14 protein-coding genes are annotated in these 14759 nt (G+C 31.9%); all 14 read left to right on the top strand.

What is annotated here, in order from left to right; all coding sequences use genetic code 11:
• Nucleotides 1-132: 132 nt before the first annotated feature.
• The 14 genes from U9O55_01600 (at nt 133) to U9O55_01665 (ending at nt 14597) form a co-directional block, all read left to right on the top strand.
• Nucleotides 133-1737 carry an RlpA-like double-psi beta-barrel domain-containing protein gene (locus U9O55_01600; protein ID MEA2088519.1) on the top strand — a complete coding sequence of 535 codons (1605 nt, stop codon included), beginning with the start codon at nt 133-135 and terminating at the stop codon, nt 1735-1737.
• Between the two features lie 90 nt (nt 1738-1827).
• Entirely contained in the window at nt 1828-2817 is a 990-nt protein-coding gene (locus U9O55_01605; GenBank protein ID MEA2088520.1) for a DNA polymerase III subunit, read from the top strand.
• Nucleotides 2818-2935: 118 nt separating this feature from the next.
• Nucleotides 2936-4012 carry a YCF48-related protein gene (locus U9O55_01610; GenBank protein ID MEA2088521.1) on the top strand — a complete coding sequence of 359 codons (1077 nt, stop codon included), beginning with the start codon at nt 2936-2938 and terminating at the stop codon, nt 4010-4012.
• 123 nt (nt 4013-4135) lie between these two features.
• Entirely contained in the window at nt 4136-4681 is a 546-nt protein-coding gene (frr, locus tag U9O55_01615) for a ribosome recycling factor (GenBank protein ID MEA2088522.1), read from the top strand.
• Between the two features lie 195 nt (nt 4682-4876).
• On the top strand, nt 4877-6046 hold the full coding sequence (rseP, locus tag U9O55_01620) for an RIP metalloprotease RseP (protein MEA2088523.1): 1170 nt from the start codon (nt 4877-4879) through the stop codon (nt 6044-6046).
• A gap of 8 nt (nt 6047-6054) precedes the next feature.
• A complete protein-coding gene (locus U9O55_01625; protein MEA2088524.1) occupies nt 6055-7062 on the top strand; it encodes a hemolysin family protein in 1008 nt (335 codons plus the stop codon).
• 42 nt (nt 7063-7104) lie between these two features.
• Nucleotides 7105-8373: an ABC transporter permease gene (locus U9O55_01630; GenBank protein MEA2088525.1), complete on the top strand. Its 1269-nt coding sequence runs from the start codon at nt 7105-7107 to the stop codon at nt 8371-8373.
• A gap of 214 nt (nt 8374-8587) precedes the next feature.
• Nucleotides 8588-9850 (top strand): ABC transporter permease, encoded by a 1263-nt coding sequence (locus tag U9O55_01635; protein MEA2088526.1) that lies wholly within the window; start codon nt 8588-8590, stop codon nt 9848-9850.
• Nucleotides 9851-10185: 335 nt separating this feature from the next.
• Complete coding sequence (locus tag U9O55_01640; protein ID MEA2088527.1) at nt 10186-10716, top strand: pyruvate ferredoxin oxidoreductase subunit gamma; 531 nt, start codon at nt 10186-10188, stop codon at nt 10714-10716.
• Between the two features lie 24 nt (nt 10717-10740).
• Nucleotides 10741-11505, top strand: coding sequence for a Nif3-like dinuclear metal center hexameric protein (locus U9O55_01645; protein MEA2088528.1), 765 nt, complete (start codon nt 10741-10743; stop codon nt 11503-11505).
• A gap of 9 nt (nt 11506-11514) precedes the next feature.
• On the top strand, nt 11515-11790 hold the full coding sequence (locus U9O55_01650) for a 4Fe-4S binding protein (GenBank protein MEA2088529.1): 276 nt from the start codon (nt 11515-11517) through the stop codon (nt 11788-11790).
• An 83-nt stretch (nt 11791-11873) separates the two neighbouring features.
• Complete coding sequence (locus U9O55_01655; GenBank protein ID MEA2088530.1) at nt 11874-12233, top strand: four helix bundle protein; 360 nt, start codon at nt 11874-11876, stop codon at nt 12231-12233.
• Nucleotides 12230-13468: a pyruvate ferredoxin oxidoreductase gene (gene porA / locus U9O55_01660; GenBank protein ID MEA2088531.1), complete on the top strand. Its 1239-nt coding sequence runs from the start codon at nt 12230-12232 to the stop codon at nt 13466-13468. Before U9O55_01655 ends, porA begins: the two co-directional genes overlap by 4 nt.
• Before the next feature lie 169 nt (nt 13469-13637).
• Nucleotides 13638-14597, top strand: a complete 960-nt coding sequence (locus U9O55_01665; protein ID MEA2088532.1) for a hypothetical protein — start codon at nt 13638-13640, stop codon at nt 14595-14597.
• Nucleotides 14598-14759: the final 162 nt, after the last annotated feature.

Raw genomic sequence — 14759 nt, forward strand, 5'->3', positions numbered from 1 at the left:
GCAGACATTGATTCAGTGTCTGAACAAAGATTGCAGATTTTGAAATAAATCCAAAATGATAAAAAAGAATAAAATTTAATATAAATTAATATAATATTATTATAGTTTTTAAAATATAAAAATTCAATCTTTATGAAGAAAATAGTTATTTTATCTATTCTTGTTTTTTGTTTTTGCGCCACGCAATCTTTTGCAAAAGACATTAGCTTAGACATTAGGGTTTTAAAAATTGATTCTGCGACGCTTAAAAAAGGATATACTCTTGACAATTTTAATGGAAAATTCAAAGTTGGAATTTTCCCAGAAGTTTTATCTGAGACAACCGATGTAGTTGTTAAAAATTTTTATCAGCCAGAGAAAATTTTGCCAATTCCTTCTGACAAAAAAATAATAAGCCATATTTTTGAATTTGACATTTCAAACAAAACAGCTTTTAAAAATAAAAAGCCGTTGATTATAGAAATAAAATATGACAGTGATTATGTTGGATTTAAAAGCATTTATTATTGGGACGGAAACAAAAAAATTTGGGTAAAACTTCCATCTTATAATATGACAGGCAGAAAAAAAATGCGCGCTAATCTTCATTTGCCATACGCGCGATTAGCGGTGATGGAAGATAGGGGCGCGATGGAAACTGGTATCGCAAGCTGGTATAAATGGAAAAATTGCGATTGCGCGGCAAGTCCTGACTATCCAAAAGGAACTCGTTTAAAAGTTACAAATTTAGATAACCAAAAATCAGTGGTTATAACAGTAAATGATTACGGACCTGAACGGGATAAATTTCCAAACAGAGTTATTGATTTAGACGCTGTTGCTTTTTCTAAAATCGCGAATACTCGAAACGGAGTTTGCAATGTAAGAGTTGTTTTGGCAAAAGAAAAAGAAACAGTTGTTGAATTAACGGATAACAGCGGGAAAGTGCTGGGAGAAAGCGCGATCAGCCAGACAGACGATAAGCAAATTCCGGATTTTGACATAAAAGCTAAATCAGCGATTGTTGTGAATGGGAAAACAGGAAAAATTTTGTATGGAAAAAATAGCGGGCAACAGATGCCGATTGCCAGCATTACAAAATTAATGTCAGCTAAAGTTGTGTTGGATTTGGAGCCTGACTGGGGAAAAGTTATGGAATATTCAAGCGTTGATGATGATGTGTTTGATTACGCGGGAAAATGGGAAATGGCGTATTTGTATGTTGATAAGGGGGACACAATGACCGTGAAAGATCTGTTTTTTAGTTCACTAGTTGGTTCCGCGAATAACGCTGTTTTTGCTCTAAGCCGTTCAACAGGGCTTTTACGCCGTGACTTTGTTGAAACAATGAATCGCAAAGCAAAAGAAATTGGAATGGAAAATACGCATTTTACGGAACCAAGCGGGCTTTCTCCTTCAAATATCAGCACGGCTCAGGATTTGGCAAAATTAGGCAGAAAAGTTTTTAACAGCCTTAAAATTTTAGAAGCAAGCACTGCAAAACAATATTTGTTTTCAACAATAAATACTGAAAAATCTCATACAATAAAAAATCGCAACAAACTTCTTGATAGCGATTTATATATTTTAGGAACAAAAACAGGATATTTAGATGAAGCAGGACATTGTTTAATTGTTAAGGCAAAAGATAAAAATGAAAATGAAATTATTGTTGTAACTTTAGGAAATTTTGAGCCAGGAGGAGCTTATTTTGAGGAAACAGAAAAATTGGTAAAGTGGGGATTTGAAAGAATTTGATTATGAAAAATATTGAATATTTTATAGGGGCAGGTCGCGACTTGCCCCTATATTGTTGTTTTTTTGATATTTATATGATATTATTCAAATATGGAGAAACAAGAAAATTGGCAGGTAATCGGCCATAAAAATATTATAAAATTTTTGCAAGACAGCATTGCGTTAAATAAAATAGGAAACGCGTATATTTTTTTTGGACAAGAGCATTTAGGAAAATTATTGGTCGCAAAATGTTTTATTCAATCTTTATTATGCGAGAAGAAAAACGGTTTTTTTTGTAATGATTGCGTTAGTTGTAAGGAATTTGTTCGCAGAATTTATCCTGATTTTTATGAAATAGATTTGGAAGAAGGGAAAAAAAATATAAGTATTGAACAAATACGCGAATTAAATAATAAAATTAAAAATAGCTCTTTTTCAGGAAATTATAAAATTATTTTAATTAAAGACGCGCATAATTTAAGTTTGCAAGCGGCAAATTCTTTACTAAAAGTTTTAGAAGAGCCAAAAGGAAAAACAGTATTTATCTTAATTTCTGATAATTTGCAAGAAATTCCATTAACTGTCAGATCAAGATCTCAAATTATTAATTTTAAGCCAGTTGATCCGCGCGAGATTTTAGCTTTTTTACCAAATAAAGAAGAAACGAAAGAAATAGTTTATTCTATCAATTCTAAACCAGGTTTGGCAATAAGTTATTCGCGAGACACTGATTTGTTTAATGATTATAAAAATTCTGTTAATAATTTTTTAAATATTTTTGATTTGCCAATTAGCGCAAAGTTTGATTATATTGAAAATAAAATTAACAAACAGAAAATTTTTCTTGAAAAAATAAAAATAGCATATAGCATTTTAGATATTTGGTTGTCTGTTTTTCGCGATTTATTGTTAGTTATGAATTATAGTTCAAGCCAGGTCGGAAATATTTTCGCGATTAGCAGATTTGAGAATTTAAGTGTTAAGTATTCAGCTAAAAAAGCAATTAACTGTATTGATAAAATCAATCAGGCAAAAAAATATCTGCGTAATAACGTCAATCCACAATTAATTTTAGAAAATTTAATTTTATCTTTTTAATTTTTAATTTAAAAATCCTCCAACCTCCTTTGCCAAAGGAGGACTAATTGAAAATTATTTAAAATAGTTTCCCCTTTGAAAAAGGGGGATTAAGGGGGATTTTATAATAATAGTATCTATGAATAAAAAAAATATTATCGTTCTTATTTTGTCTATCTTGGTTTTAACAGGTGGAGCGTGTCAATTTAAAATGGGCAAAGAAAAAGAAGAAGTTCCTGCTGACGCTGGAGTTTATAAAACAATAAACGCTGGCGAAGAATGGAAACAGATTAAATTAGTTCCAAGTATTAGCGGAGCGCCGGGAAGTATCGCAAAAGTGAGCGTATATACAATGGAGATGGATTTGCAAGACAACAATGCGATTTATTTAGGCACGGAAAGAAGCGGGATATACTATACTTATGACGGCGGCGTAAGATGGAATCACATAAAGTCATTTCCAAAAGGAAAAGTTTATTCAATTAAGGTTGATCCAAAAAATAAATGCGTAATTTACGCGACTTTTAAAAATTCTGTTAAAAAAACAGTTGACTGCGGAAGAACTTGGGAAACAGTTTTTATTGATAATGACACAAAAGTTTCAATCACGGCTTTGGCAATTGATTTGAATAATTCAAATATAATTTACGCTGGAACATCAAAAGGAGTTATACATAAAAGTTTTGACAGCGGAAATAGATGGAGTACTCCTTTTTACAAAATTAAGGATTCAATTATAAAATTTTTAGTTGATAAGCATAATCCAAATATAATTTATTTAGCAACCAAAAAGAAAGGGATATTTAAGACTGAAAATGCCGGCGTTAGTTGGAGCGATATTAACAGCGGTTTGAAAGAATTTAAAGGATATAATAGTTATAAAAATTTGTTTTTTAATGTTTCAAAAAAAGACAGCTTGATTTTAGTTTGCAAATATGGTTTGCTTAAAACAGAGGATGGAGGAATTAGCTGGACATCAATTCCGCTTTTGACAAGCCCTGGAAAAGCTGATATTAAAGTGGCGATGTTTGACCCAAAAGATAATTCCATAATTTATTACGCGACTAAGACAACTTTCTACAAAACAATTAATAACGGAAGCGATTGGACAACTAAAAAAATGTTTTCATCAAAATCAGCCACTTATATGATGAGCGATCCAGAAAATTCATCTATTATGTATATGGGCTTCAGCCACCCCGCGATCAAAAAATAATTGTTTTTTTGTCATCCTCAGTATCGTCATCCTCAACTTGATTGGGGGATTGACTGGGGATCTAAAAAATATAAATAAAAAATTAGTTTTTCAATTAAATTTATATTTTAATAACCCAAATTTATGTTAGAGGAATACAAAGAAAAATTTAAAAAAGAATTAGTTCGTTTAAAAGACGAGCTGTCCAAAATAAGGACAGGCAGGGCAACGACCGCTCTATTAGATAATATTTTTGTTGAAGCTTATGAAAGCAAAGCACCGCTTCCGCAGTTGGCGACAATCACAGTCCCTGAGCCTCGCGTTATGGTAATTCAGCCATGGGACAAGACAATCGTAAAAGAGGTTGAAAAAGCGTTGGCAAATTCTGATTTAGGACTTAGCGTTAAAAATGAAGGAGGATTTTTAAGAGCTACTCTTCCATTATTAACAGAAGAAAACAGAAAAAAGTTAGTTAAGATTTTAGGGGAAAAAGCAGAAAAATACAGAATTTCTATGCGTTTAATTAGAGATAAAGAAAAAGATGAAATAATAAAAATGGAAAGCAATAGAGAGATTACCGAAGATGACAAATATAGGAATATAGATGATTTAGATATTCAGATTAAGGAATATAATAAAAAAATAGAGGAATTAGTAAAAATAAAAGAGGAGGAAATAATGACTATTTAATATTTCAGATTGTCTGAAAATGTTATTGCAAAGAGCGAAGTCCCGATATTTATCGGGATAAACTCCGCAATCCCATGAATATCATCGTCGATTGCCAGAATCATTTTTTTCCTTTTAGTCGATCTCAATGACAAAAATGAAAATTTTAGACAGTCTGATTAAGCGGGATTTTATAATTAAATTATTTTTTAAATTATGTTTTTGACAATTATAATATTTATCGGGATTTTAGGATTACTTGTATTTGTCCATGAATTTGGACATTTTATTGTAGCGCGAAAAATGGGAGTTAAAGTGGATGAATTTGCTATTGGTTTTCCGCCAAGAGTTTTTGGAATTTATAAAAATCGTGAAGGGAAATGGATAAGAGTTTTTGGAAATAAAAAAGTTGAGGATGTCCCCACAACTCTTTACGCATTTCATCTAATACCATTAGGCGGATTTTGCAAGATAAAAGGAGAGGACGGCGGAAATTCAGCGGACGAAGACAGTTTTGTTAATAAAAAAATTTGGAAAAGAGCGTCAATATTAGTTGCTGGAGTAACAATGAATTTTTTATTATGCGCTGTTTTGTTTTCTGCTGGCTTTATGGTTGGATTGCCGCAAGTTGTTGATGATTCATCTCATAAAATTTTAGCCGTAAAAAATGCGGAAGTTCTTATAGTTTCAATCGCGGAAAATTCTCCAGCAGAGAAAAATGATATTATGTTTGGAGATATTATACTTGCTGTTGACGGGAATATGGTGAGTGATTCAAAGCAGGCAAGCGAGTTTATTTCTAAAAATGAAAATAATGAAATAATTTTGAAAATTAAAAGAAATAATAAAGAAATTGAGAAAAAAATAATTCCAGAAAAAATAGACGACAGTGAAGATCATAAAATCGGGATTGCAATGGTTGAAACAGGAATAGTTTCCTATCCGTTTTTTAAGTCTGTTTATATGGGATTTGCCACAACTGTTAAGCTCACAAAAGTAATCACATCAGCGTTTTATAATATTATTTCAGATTTAATTGTTGGAAAAAAAGTTGATACTGATATTGCCGGACCGGTTGGAATTGCTGTTTTAACTGGTCAGATGGTTGATATGGGGTTTATCTATGTTTTAGAATTTGCCGCACTTCTTTCTCTTAATTTGGCAATAATAAATATTTTGCCAATCCCGGCTCTTGACGGAGGACGATTGTTGTTTTTAGCGTTTGAAAAAATTCGCGGACGCGCGATGAGCGTTAAATTGGAAAATGTGTTAAATAATACTGGATTTGCCTTATTAATGCTTTTAGTTTTGTTTGTAACTTTTCGCGATGTTGCGAAGTTTGATATTTTTGTTGGATTATGGGGGAAAATTTCAGGATTATTTTAAAATAATTTATGTCATTAATAATCATTATTATTACCATTGTTCTTCTTGGCTCAGCTCTTTTTTCTGGGATTGAAGTAGCTTTGTTTTCTGTTCCAATGGGGAAAGCAATGGCATTAGTAAAGCAGAAAAAATCAGGAGCGAAATCTCTTTTGGAAGTAAAAAAAAGGATTAGCCGTCCAATAACAGTGATCGTGATTTTTAATAATATCGTTAATATTAGCGGAAGTATTTTAGTAGGCGTTACAGTTAGCAGAATTTTAGGCGACTCATGGCTTGGAATAATATCAGCGTTATTTATTTTTTTAGTGATTATTTTTGGAGAGATTATCCCTAAAAGCATTGGAGAAAATCACGCTGAGAAAATCGGGCTGATAGTTGCCAAGCCAATACTTATGGCAACAAAAATTTTTACTCCAATAGTTTGGCTATTTGAAAAAATAACAAATAAATTCAGTTCTAAAAAAATAACAATTTCTGAAGATGAAATTAAAATTTTAAGCCATATTGGACGAGTGGAAGGGACTATTGAAAGAGACGAACAAGAGATTATTCAAAATGTTTTTCGGATGAATGACCTTTGCGCTAGGGATATAATGACCCCAAGATCTGTAATGATAGCTTTTGAATATAATAAAACTTTATTTGAATTAAAAGATAAAATTTATAATTCGTCTCATTCACGCGTTCCTATTTTTGAAAAAGACGATAATAATATTATTGGAATCTGTTTTATTAAGGAGCTTTTAATCGCTTTGGCAAAAAATGAAATTAACAGAAAAGTTTTTGAATTTAAGCATAACGCAATTACTGTTTCTGACAAAACAAAAGTGGATTATTTGTTAATACTTTTTCAAAGAAGAAAATCTCATTTAGCGATTGTTAAGGATAAATTCGGAACTGTTTTAGGCGTAATTACTTTAGAAGATGTTTTAGAACAATTAGTAGGCGAGATTGTTGACGAAACTGACGAAGCAACTGATCTGCGCGCGGAAGCTAAAAAGAAACTGGCGACATAATTTCAATTGCATTTTTGCATTTTGATTTTTGCATTTTTGTATATGTCTTCTTTAAATTTTTTATTAAAATTTAAACAATTTTTTACAGTAGTTATTTTAGGGCTTCTTAATAATAAGTTAAGAAGTTTTTTAACAATGCTGGGAATTATTATAGGAGTCGCCGCCGTGATTATTATTATATCTGTCGGGGCTGGGGCTCAAAGTTTGATTTTCGCGCAAATTGAAAGCTTGGGAACAGATTTAATCGGAGTTTTGCCTGGAAAATCTGAAAAAGACGCTCCGCCTTCAGCCGCGATGGGAATTGTAATAACAACGCTTACTTATGAAGACGCTATGGCGCTAAAAGATAAAAAAAATGTTCCCAATTTAGTTAACGCGGTAGCTTATTCAAAAGGGATAGCAACAATTTCATGGAAAAACCAAAGTATTGATACGAATATTTCAGGAGTTTCAGACGGATATATGGATGTTGAAGGAGGAGAATTAGAAGAGGGTAGATTTTTAAATAGAGCCGAAGAAAAAGGTTTGGCGCGCGTAGTTATTTTGGGATCAACTATAAAAGATGAGTTGTTTGGCGATTCTGAAGCGTTGGGCAAAAAAATTAAAATTAAAAAATTGAGTTTTGAAGTTATCGGCGTTATGAAGGAGAGAGGGACTGTTGCTTTCCAGGATTATGATAATCAAGTCTTTGTTCCTGTTTCCACGATGCAAAAAATGATTTTAGGCGTGAACCATATTGGCTTAATTCGCGCCAAAGTTGATAACCAGGAAAATATTGATATAGCAGTTTATGATATCCAGCAAGTTTTGCGTGAACGCCACAATATAACAAACAAAAGCGGAGACCACGATGATTTTACGGTTATAAATAGTGCTGAAGCTTTAGAAATAATAACTGTTATTACTGACAGTTTAAATTTTTTCCTTACCGCAATGGCGGCTCTGTCTTTGGTTGTCGGAGGAATTGGCATAATGAATATTATGTTGATTTCTGTTGATGAGCGAACAAGAGAGATAGGGCTGCGAAAGGCAATAGGCGCGAATAACGCGAATATTTTAAACCAGTTTTTAGCAGAATCAATTTTTTTAACTTTAATTGGAGGAATCGTTGGAATAATGATCGGCATTATCATATCTTATTTAATTGCTTTTGGCGCGAATTTTTTAGGATATGACTGGGATTTTATTATTTCTTTTTATTCTCTTGTCGCCGGAGTTTTAATTGCTGTTTTAGTTGGTATTGTTTTTGGGCTTTATCCGGCAAAAAAAGCAGCCGGATTATCTCCAATTGAAGCGTTAAGATACGAATAAAAAAAATCAAAATTCAAAACTCAAGATGTAAAACGGTTTCCCCCTTTGACAAAAAAAGGGGGGGGAATTTCCGCCAGAGGCGGATCAGCCCTTGGTTGAAAGGGGGATTTTATAATTAAAAATTTAAAAATTCTCCAACCTCTTTTTACAAAGGAGGACTAATAAAATAAATAGAAAAATTTTACTTTTTATTTGTCATTTTGCATTTTAATTTATGTTTTCTGCATTTAAAATATCAATCAGCGGCTTAAAAGCCAATAAAACAAGAACAATATTAACAACATTGGGAATTATGATTGGCATTGCCGCTATCATTATAGTTATGAGCGCTGGCGAGGGCATCAGAGGATTGATTTTAGGCCAGATAGAAAGTTTTGGCACAGATATAATTGAAACAGAGGTTAAAGTTCCTTCCATTAAAAAAGGAGAAAGCGGTATGTCGGCTGATATTCAAGGCGGCGCGTCAATGTCAATGGGCGTGACAATAACCACATTAAATCTTAAAGACATGGAAGACATAAACAATTTGGATAATGTTGAAATGTCTTATGCAGGGATTTTGGGACAAGAACAGGTGAGTTATAGAAATGAATTGCGCAAAGCTTTTCTTTTAGGAGTAAGTTCTACGTATATTGATATTGACAAAACCGAAATTGATTATGGCAGATTTTATACCACGGACGAAGAAAAGTCGTTAGCGCAAGTGGTTGTTTTAGGCTCAAAAATTAAGGAAAAGTTGTTTGGTGAAAGCGATCCTATCGGTAAAAATATAAAAATTAGAAAAAGAAATTTTAAAGTAATCGGAGTAATTAAAAAGCGTGGAGCAATAAGTATAATGAATTTTGACGATTATATTCATATTCCGATTAGAACAGCGCAGAAAAAAGTGCTTGGCATTGATTATGTTTTGTATATGATACATAAAATAAAAGATCTTTCAATTTCAGATGAAACAGCGGAAGAAATAAAGTATATTTTACGGAATAACCATAATATAACTAATCCAGATAAAGATGATTTTAGAGTAGTGACTATGGAAGAAATGTTGGAAATGGTAGAAATCGTTACTGACGCTATTACATTGCTTTTATTGGCGATTGTTGCGGTATCTTTACTTGTTGGCGGAGTGGGAATAATGAATACAATGCTTGTTACTGTTAGCGAGCGAACCAAAGAAATAGGACTGAGGAAAGCAGTCGGCGCAAATAATTTTAACATTTTAAAACAGTTTTTAATAGAGTCTATAATTATTACTTTTATAGGAGCTACAATAGGTATCGCGCTTGGAATAGTTATTTCTTATTTAATCGCTTTAGCGGCTAATTTTTATTTTAATATTGATTGGCGTTTTATAATTAGCTGGCTTTCAATTGTTATTGCTTTGGTTTTTGCTGTTATTTTGGGATTAGGTTTTGGGCTTTATCCGGCAAAAAAAGCGGCTAAACTGCATCCGATTGAAGCAATGCGAAAAGAATAATAATGTGGATAAAAAATTTTACAAAATAGTCCCCCCTTTGAAGAAGGGGGATTTCCGCCAGAGGCGGATCAGCCTTTGGCTGAAAGGTGAATTTTATAATTTTTTATTATTTTTTTATTTGTGCTATACTAAATATAATTTTTAATAGTGGAAAGTGACAAAAATAAATTTTTTTATTTGTAGGGGTAGGCGTGGTAAAAATAAAAAAATTTTCAATTTTCAATTTTCAATGAATTTTCAATTTTCAATTTTCAATTTTTAAACAATTTGAAATAAATGGGTAATAAAATTTAGAATTATAAAATATTCATATTAAATTTAGTAAAAATATTATTATGACAGAAATTCGTATTCATGGAAGGGGAGGGCAAGGCGTTGTAACTGCCTCTGAACTAATCGCTATAGCGGCTTTTTATGAGGGGAAAGAATCTCAAGCTTTCCCTAATTTTGGTGTTGAGCGAAGAGGCGCTCCAATTGAAGCTTACGCGCGTATTAGCGATAAACCGATTAGATTAAGGTCGCAAATTTACGAGCCTGATTTTATAATTGTCCAAGATGACACCTTAATTGGCGTTGTTGATCTATTTAAAGGAATAAAAAAAAATACAAAAGTTATTATAAATACTGAAAAAAAATTATCATTAAAACTAGACATTAAAAAAGAAAATATTTTGTTTATTCCAGCAACTAAAATTGCGTTGGAAATTTTAAAAAGACCAATTATAAATACTGTGATGCTTGGCGCTTTTGCCAAATTTTCTGATTTGATCAAAGTTTTATCAATAGAAAAAGCTTTAAAAAATAAATTCAAAGGTGATATTTTAACCAAGAATATTAAAGCCGTAAAAGTGGCTTATAATAAATAAGATTTTTAGGATTTATTATAATATATGATAAATAGAAGTAAAATTGTAAAATTTTGTGAAGAATATTTGCAAACAAAAAATTTTCAGGATTATTGTCATAATGGTTTGCAAGTTGAAGGAGTTAATCAAATAAACAAAATTATAACTGGCGTGAGTTTTTCGCAAAAGCTGATTGAAAAAGCTGTTGATAAAAAAGCGCAAATGATTATTGTCCATCATGGAGTTTTTAAAAATGATATTGGCACTCTGCCTGTTATCAAGGGCGTTATTAAAAATCGTTTCAAATTAATTTTAAAGAATAATATAAATTTATGCGGTTTTCATCTGCCACTTGACGCGCATCAGATTATTGGAAATAATATCAGTTTGATAAAATTATTAGGATTAAAAAAAGTTGGCATAATTGATACGCCTAATTATGGAGCAATAGGTTTTATTGGCGAAGTTAAACAACCAACGACTTTCGCAAAATTTGTTGAATTAGTAAATAGAAGATTAAATACAAAATCTTATATAATTTCGTCTGGTTCTAAAAATATTAAAAAAGTTGGAATTATTTCAGGTGGAGCTTCTCCTAATTTTCAATCAGCGATTGAATTTGGCGCTGATACTTATCTTTGTGGGGATATTCGTGAAGATATTGTTCGCAAAGTTGAAGAAGCAGGAATTAATTTTATTAACGCGGGACATTATAATACTGAAAAATTGGGTGTTCAAAATTTAGGAAATTTAATCGCAAAAAAGTTTAAAATAAAAGTTGAATTTATTGACATCCCATGCGATATATAAAATAATTTTATGAAACATAATTTGGCTGTGAAGCCAGGAACAACTAAAAAAAATAAAACAGGCGGGTGGCGGACATTCACCCCTGTCTTTGATAAAGAAAAATGCATTGGTTGCGGAATGTGCGCTAGAATTTGCCCAGAAGGCGTTTGTGGTCCAAACAAAAAATGTTTAAAAAACAAAAAGGGAATAGTTTATTACGAGCCAGATTTGGATTATTGCAAAGGATGCGGACTGTGCGCTGAAAATTGTCCAGCTAAAGCAATAACTATGAAGTTAATGAGATAGTTGGGATTATTGGGACATTTGGGATTTTTGGGATAGATAATTGATATAGTTGAGATGATTGGGATATTTTTAATTTATAAAATATGCAATATAAAAATTCTTTTAGGCAACTAGTGGTTTGGCAAAGAAGTAAAGATTTAGTGTTATTTGTTTACAAAATTACAAAAAAATTTCCAATTGAAGAAAGATTTGCAATGGTATCACAGATGCGAAGAGCTTCTTATTCTGTATTAGCAAATATTGCTGAAGGTAATGCAAAAAATCATAGTAAAAATAGAATAAATTTTTTCAATATTGCTCAAGGTTCATTGGTAGAAATAGATTGTTTTGCTGAGTTAGCGTATGAATTAAAATATATTACAGATAATGAATATGAACAATTATTAGAATTAATTAATAAGGTTAGCTATTTATTATCAAAATTTATTAAATCGCAAAAATGAAAAATTATAAATCCCAAAAATCACAAGGGTCTCAAAGATCCCAAAAATCCCAAATATTGGAGGGTTCTCGCGCGGTTGCCGAGACAATAAATTTGATTAAGCCAGCTGTTGTTAGCGCTTATCCAATTACTCCTCAAACTCATATTGTTGAGGATTTAGCAAAATTAAAAGCAGACGGCAAGGCAGATTATGAATATGTCAGGGCTGAGAGCGAATTTGCGGCCGCTTCAATTGTTTTGGGAGCGTCAGCAACAGGCACGCGAACTTATACCGCTACTAGCTCGCAAGGTTTGCTTTTGATGGAAGAAGTTATTTTTAATATTGCTGGAATGCGCTTGCCTGTTGTTATGACTTGCGCGAATAGAGGGGTGTCAGCTCCAATCACGATTTGGAACGATCATCAAGACGCGATGGCTGTCCGCGACGCTGGCTGGATAATGCTATTTGCCGAAAATTCGCAGGAAGCAATTGATTTGCATTTGATAGCTTATAAAATAGCTGAAAAAATATTTGTTCCAGTAATGGTTAATATTGACGGTTTTGTTTTAACGCATACTTACGAGCCGGTTAAAATCCCAACGCAATCTCAGGTTAATAAATTTTTGCCAAAATATAATCCCAAAAAGGGAACATATCTTGATGTAAAAAATCCGCGAACTTTTGGAGCTTTTGCCCCACCCGCTTATTATATGGAAATTAGGCAAGAGCTTCACGATGAAATTAAAAATAGCAAAGAATTAATTAAAAACGAAATAAATAATTGGAAAAAAATAGTTGCTTCAAATACTAAATATCAAATACTAAATACCAAATATCAAATTATTGATAGTGAGCTCGTGGAATATTATGGCGTAAAAAATCCAGAAATTATTTTTGTGGGTATGGGTTCAATGATTGGAACAATAAAAGATTATTTGGATAATAAAAAGATTAAAGCAGGCGTGTTAAAAATTAGAAGCTTTAATCCCTTTCCAAGAGATGATATAATTAAAATATTAAATAAAGCAAAGTTTGTGGCTATTTTAGACAAAAGTATTTCATTAGGCAAGGAAGGAATTTTAGCTCAAGAGATTAAGGCTGTTATCCACAATAATTCAAGAAAGCGTTTTTCTGTTTCTCCAAAAATTCAAAGTTTCATTGTCGGTCTGGGCGGACGGGATATTACTGGCAAAACTTTAAATAATGTGGTAGAATTGATTAAGAAGAAAGATAATGAAGTTAAATTTGTAAGTTAATTTTATTTTTTTAAAAATAATTGTCATCCTGAATTTAATTCAGGATCTGCAAGGTATTTCATAAATTATTATTTTATAATTGCAGATTCCGTGTCAAGCACGGAATGACAAAAAAAATATACGGAATGACAAAAATATATTTAGAGGCGTAAATTAGTTTTATAGTTTTATGAATTATAAAAAAATCATTACAATTTTTTTGTTCACTTTTATTTTTCAATGTTTTTTATTTAGCGCGAATTTAGTTCAGGGAGTTGAATTTACTCCGTCTGTTCCAATCCCAGGCGTGTCTGATCAGGAAATAATTGTTGAAAGCGATTTTTCAACTTTAACAGATTATATCGCGAATTTTTATAAATTCGCTATCGGCTTAACTGGTATTTTAGCCGTGATTATGGTAACAGCCGGCGGAATGGTTTGGCTTACAGCTGGCGGAAGCGCCACGCAAATTGGAAAAGCAAAACAGATGATTATGGGATCCATAGCTGGACTGCTTTTAGCTTTATTCTCTTATACTCTTTTATATAGCATCAATCCAGATATTGTTAATATGAAAATAGCTGGCGTTAAAAAAGTAAAAGGCATTGCTAAAGTAGGATGTAGATGGGAACAATATGAATGTAAACCTGCCACACAAGAAAAGGCAAGTGATAGCTATTGCGGACAAAAACCACAAATTGATGAAGAGGATGATCCTAATGCTAATTATTGTTGTTGTATGACTACAGTACAAGGCAATCAAGATTATATAGATGAAAGATGCGCAAAAGAATGTCCGAGTGGATATGAATATGATTTTAAAGCAGATAAATGTAATTGTTTTGGAGAAGGGCAGCATACAGCATGTGTGCGTGTAGACTATGCAGGCGCGGAAGGAACAGATTCAATATATGAATGTCAGCTTCTAAATTTTGCAGGTGAAGATATGTGTGATATAAATGATCCGTCAAGTTGTAAACGTTTTAACGAAGGGTGTTGTCTTTGTAGTTGGTGGGGGATAACAAATTGTAAATCAGGCAGTGAAATGAGCTCAGAAAGCGCTTGTAAAGATTATTGTGGCATATTAGCGCCAAGTTGGAAATATACTATAAATGCTTTATGCGCAGATAATAAATGTGTTAAAAATTAATTTTAGAAAATATTTTTTAAAAATTTATTTAAAAACGTTTTGTTAAAATGCAAAGCGTTTTTTGTTTAAAGTTGATTTTAAAATAGTTTTGATATAATATAAATATAATCTGAAACTACAAAAAATAATATCTTAATACTTCGAAAATTATTTTAAATTATA

The sequence above is a fragment of the Patescibacteria group bacterium genome (genome assembly GCA_034660655.1).
GTDB lineage: Bacteria > Patescibacteriota > Patescibacteriia > JAACEG01 > JAACEG01 > JAACEG01.

Bases quoted from the DNA above. Each gene is read 5' to 3' on its own strand.
- U9O55_01655 (MEA2088530.1), top strand. From the start codon at position 11,874: ATGCAATATAAAAATTCTTTTAGGCAACTAGTGGTTTGGCAAAGAAGT.
- U9O55_01610 (MEA2088521.1), top strand. From the start codon at position 2,936: ATGAATAAAAAAAATATTATCGTTCTTATTTTGTCTATCTTGGTTTTA.
- porA (MEA2088531.1), top strand. From the start codon at position 12,230: ATGAAAAATTATAAATCCCAAAAATCACAAGGGTCTCAAAGATCCCAA.
- U9O55_01635 (MEA2088526.1), top strand. From the start codon at position 8,588: ATGTTTTCTGCATTTAAAATATCAATCAGCGGCTTAAAAGCCAATAAA.
- U9O55_01630 (MEA2088525.1), top strand. From the start codon at position 7,105: ATGTCTTCTTTAAATTTTTTATTAAAATTTAAACAATTTTTTACAGTA.
- U9O55_01665 (MEA2088532.1), top strand. From the start codon at position 13,638: ATGAATTATAAAAAAATCATTACAATTTTTTTGTTCACTTTTATTTTT.
- U9O55_01605 (MEA2088520.1), top strand. From the start codon at position 1,828: ATGGAGAAACAAGAAAATTGGCAGGTAATCGGCCATAAAAATATTATA.
- U9O55_01625 (MEA2088524.1), top strand. From the start codon at position 6,055: ATGTCATTAATAATCATTATTATTACCATTGTTCTTCTTGGCTCAGCT.
- U9O55_01650 (MEA2088529.1), top strand. From the start codon at position 11,515: ATGAAACATAATTTGGCTGTGAAGCCAGGAACAACTAAAAAAAATAAA.
- frr (MEA2088522.1), top strand. From the start codon at position 4,136: ATGTTAGAGGAATACAAAGAAAAATTTAAAAAAGAATTAGTTCGTTTA.
- U9O55_01600 (MEA2088519.1), top strand. From the start codon at position 133: ATGAAGAAAATAGTTATTTTATCTATTCTTGTTTTTTGTTTTTGCGCC.
- rseP (MEA2088523.1), top strand. From the start codon at position 4,877: ATGTTTTTGACAATTATAATATTTATCGGGATTTTAGGATTACTTGTA.
- U9O55_01640 (MEA2088527.1), top strand. From the start codon at position 10,186: ATGACAGAAATTCGTATTCATGGAAGGGGAGGGCAAGGCGTTGTAACT.
- U9O55_01645 (MEA2088528.1), top strand. From the start codon at position 10,741: ATGATAAATAGAAGTAAAATTGTAAAATTTTGTGAAGAATATTTGCAA.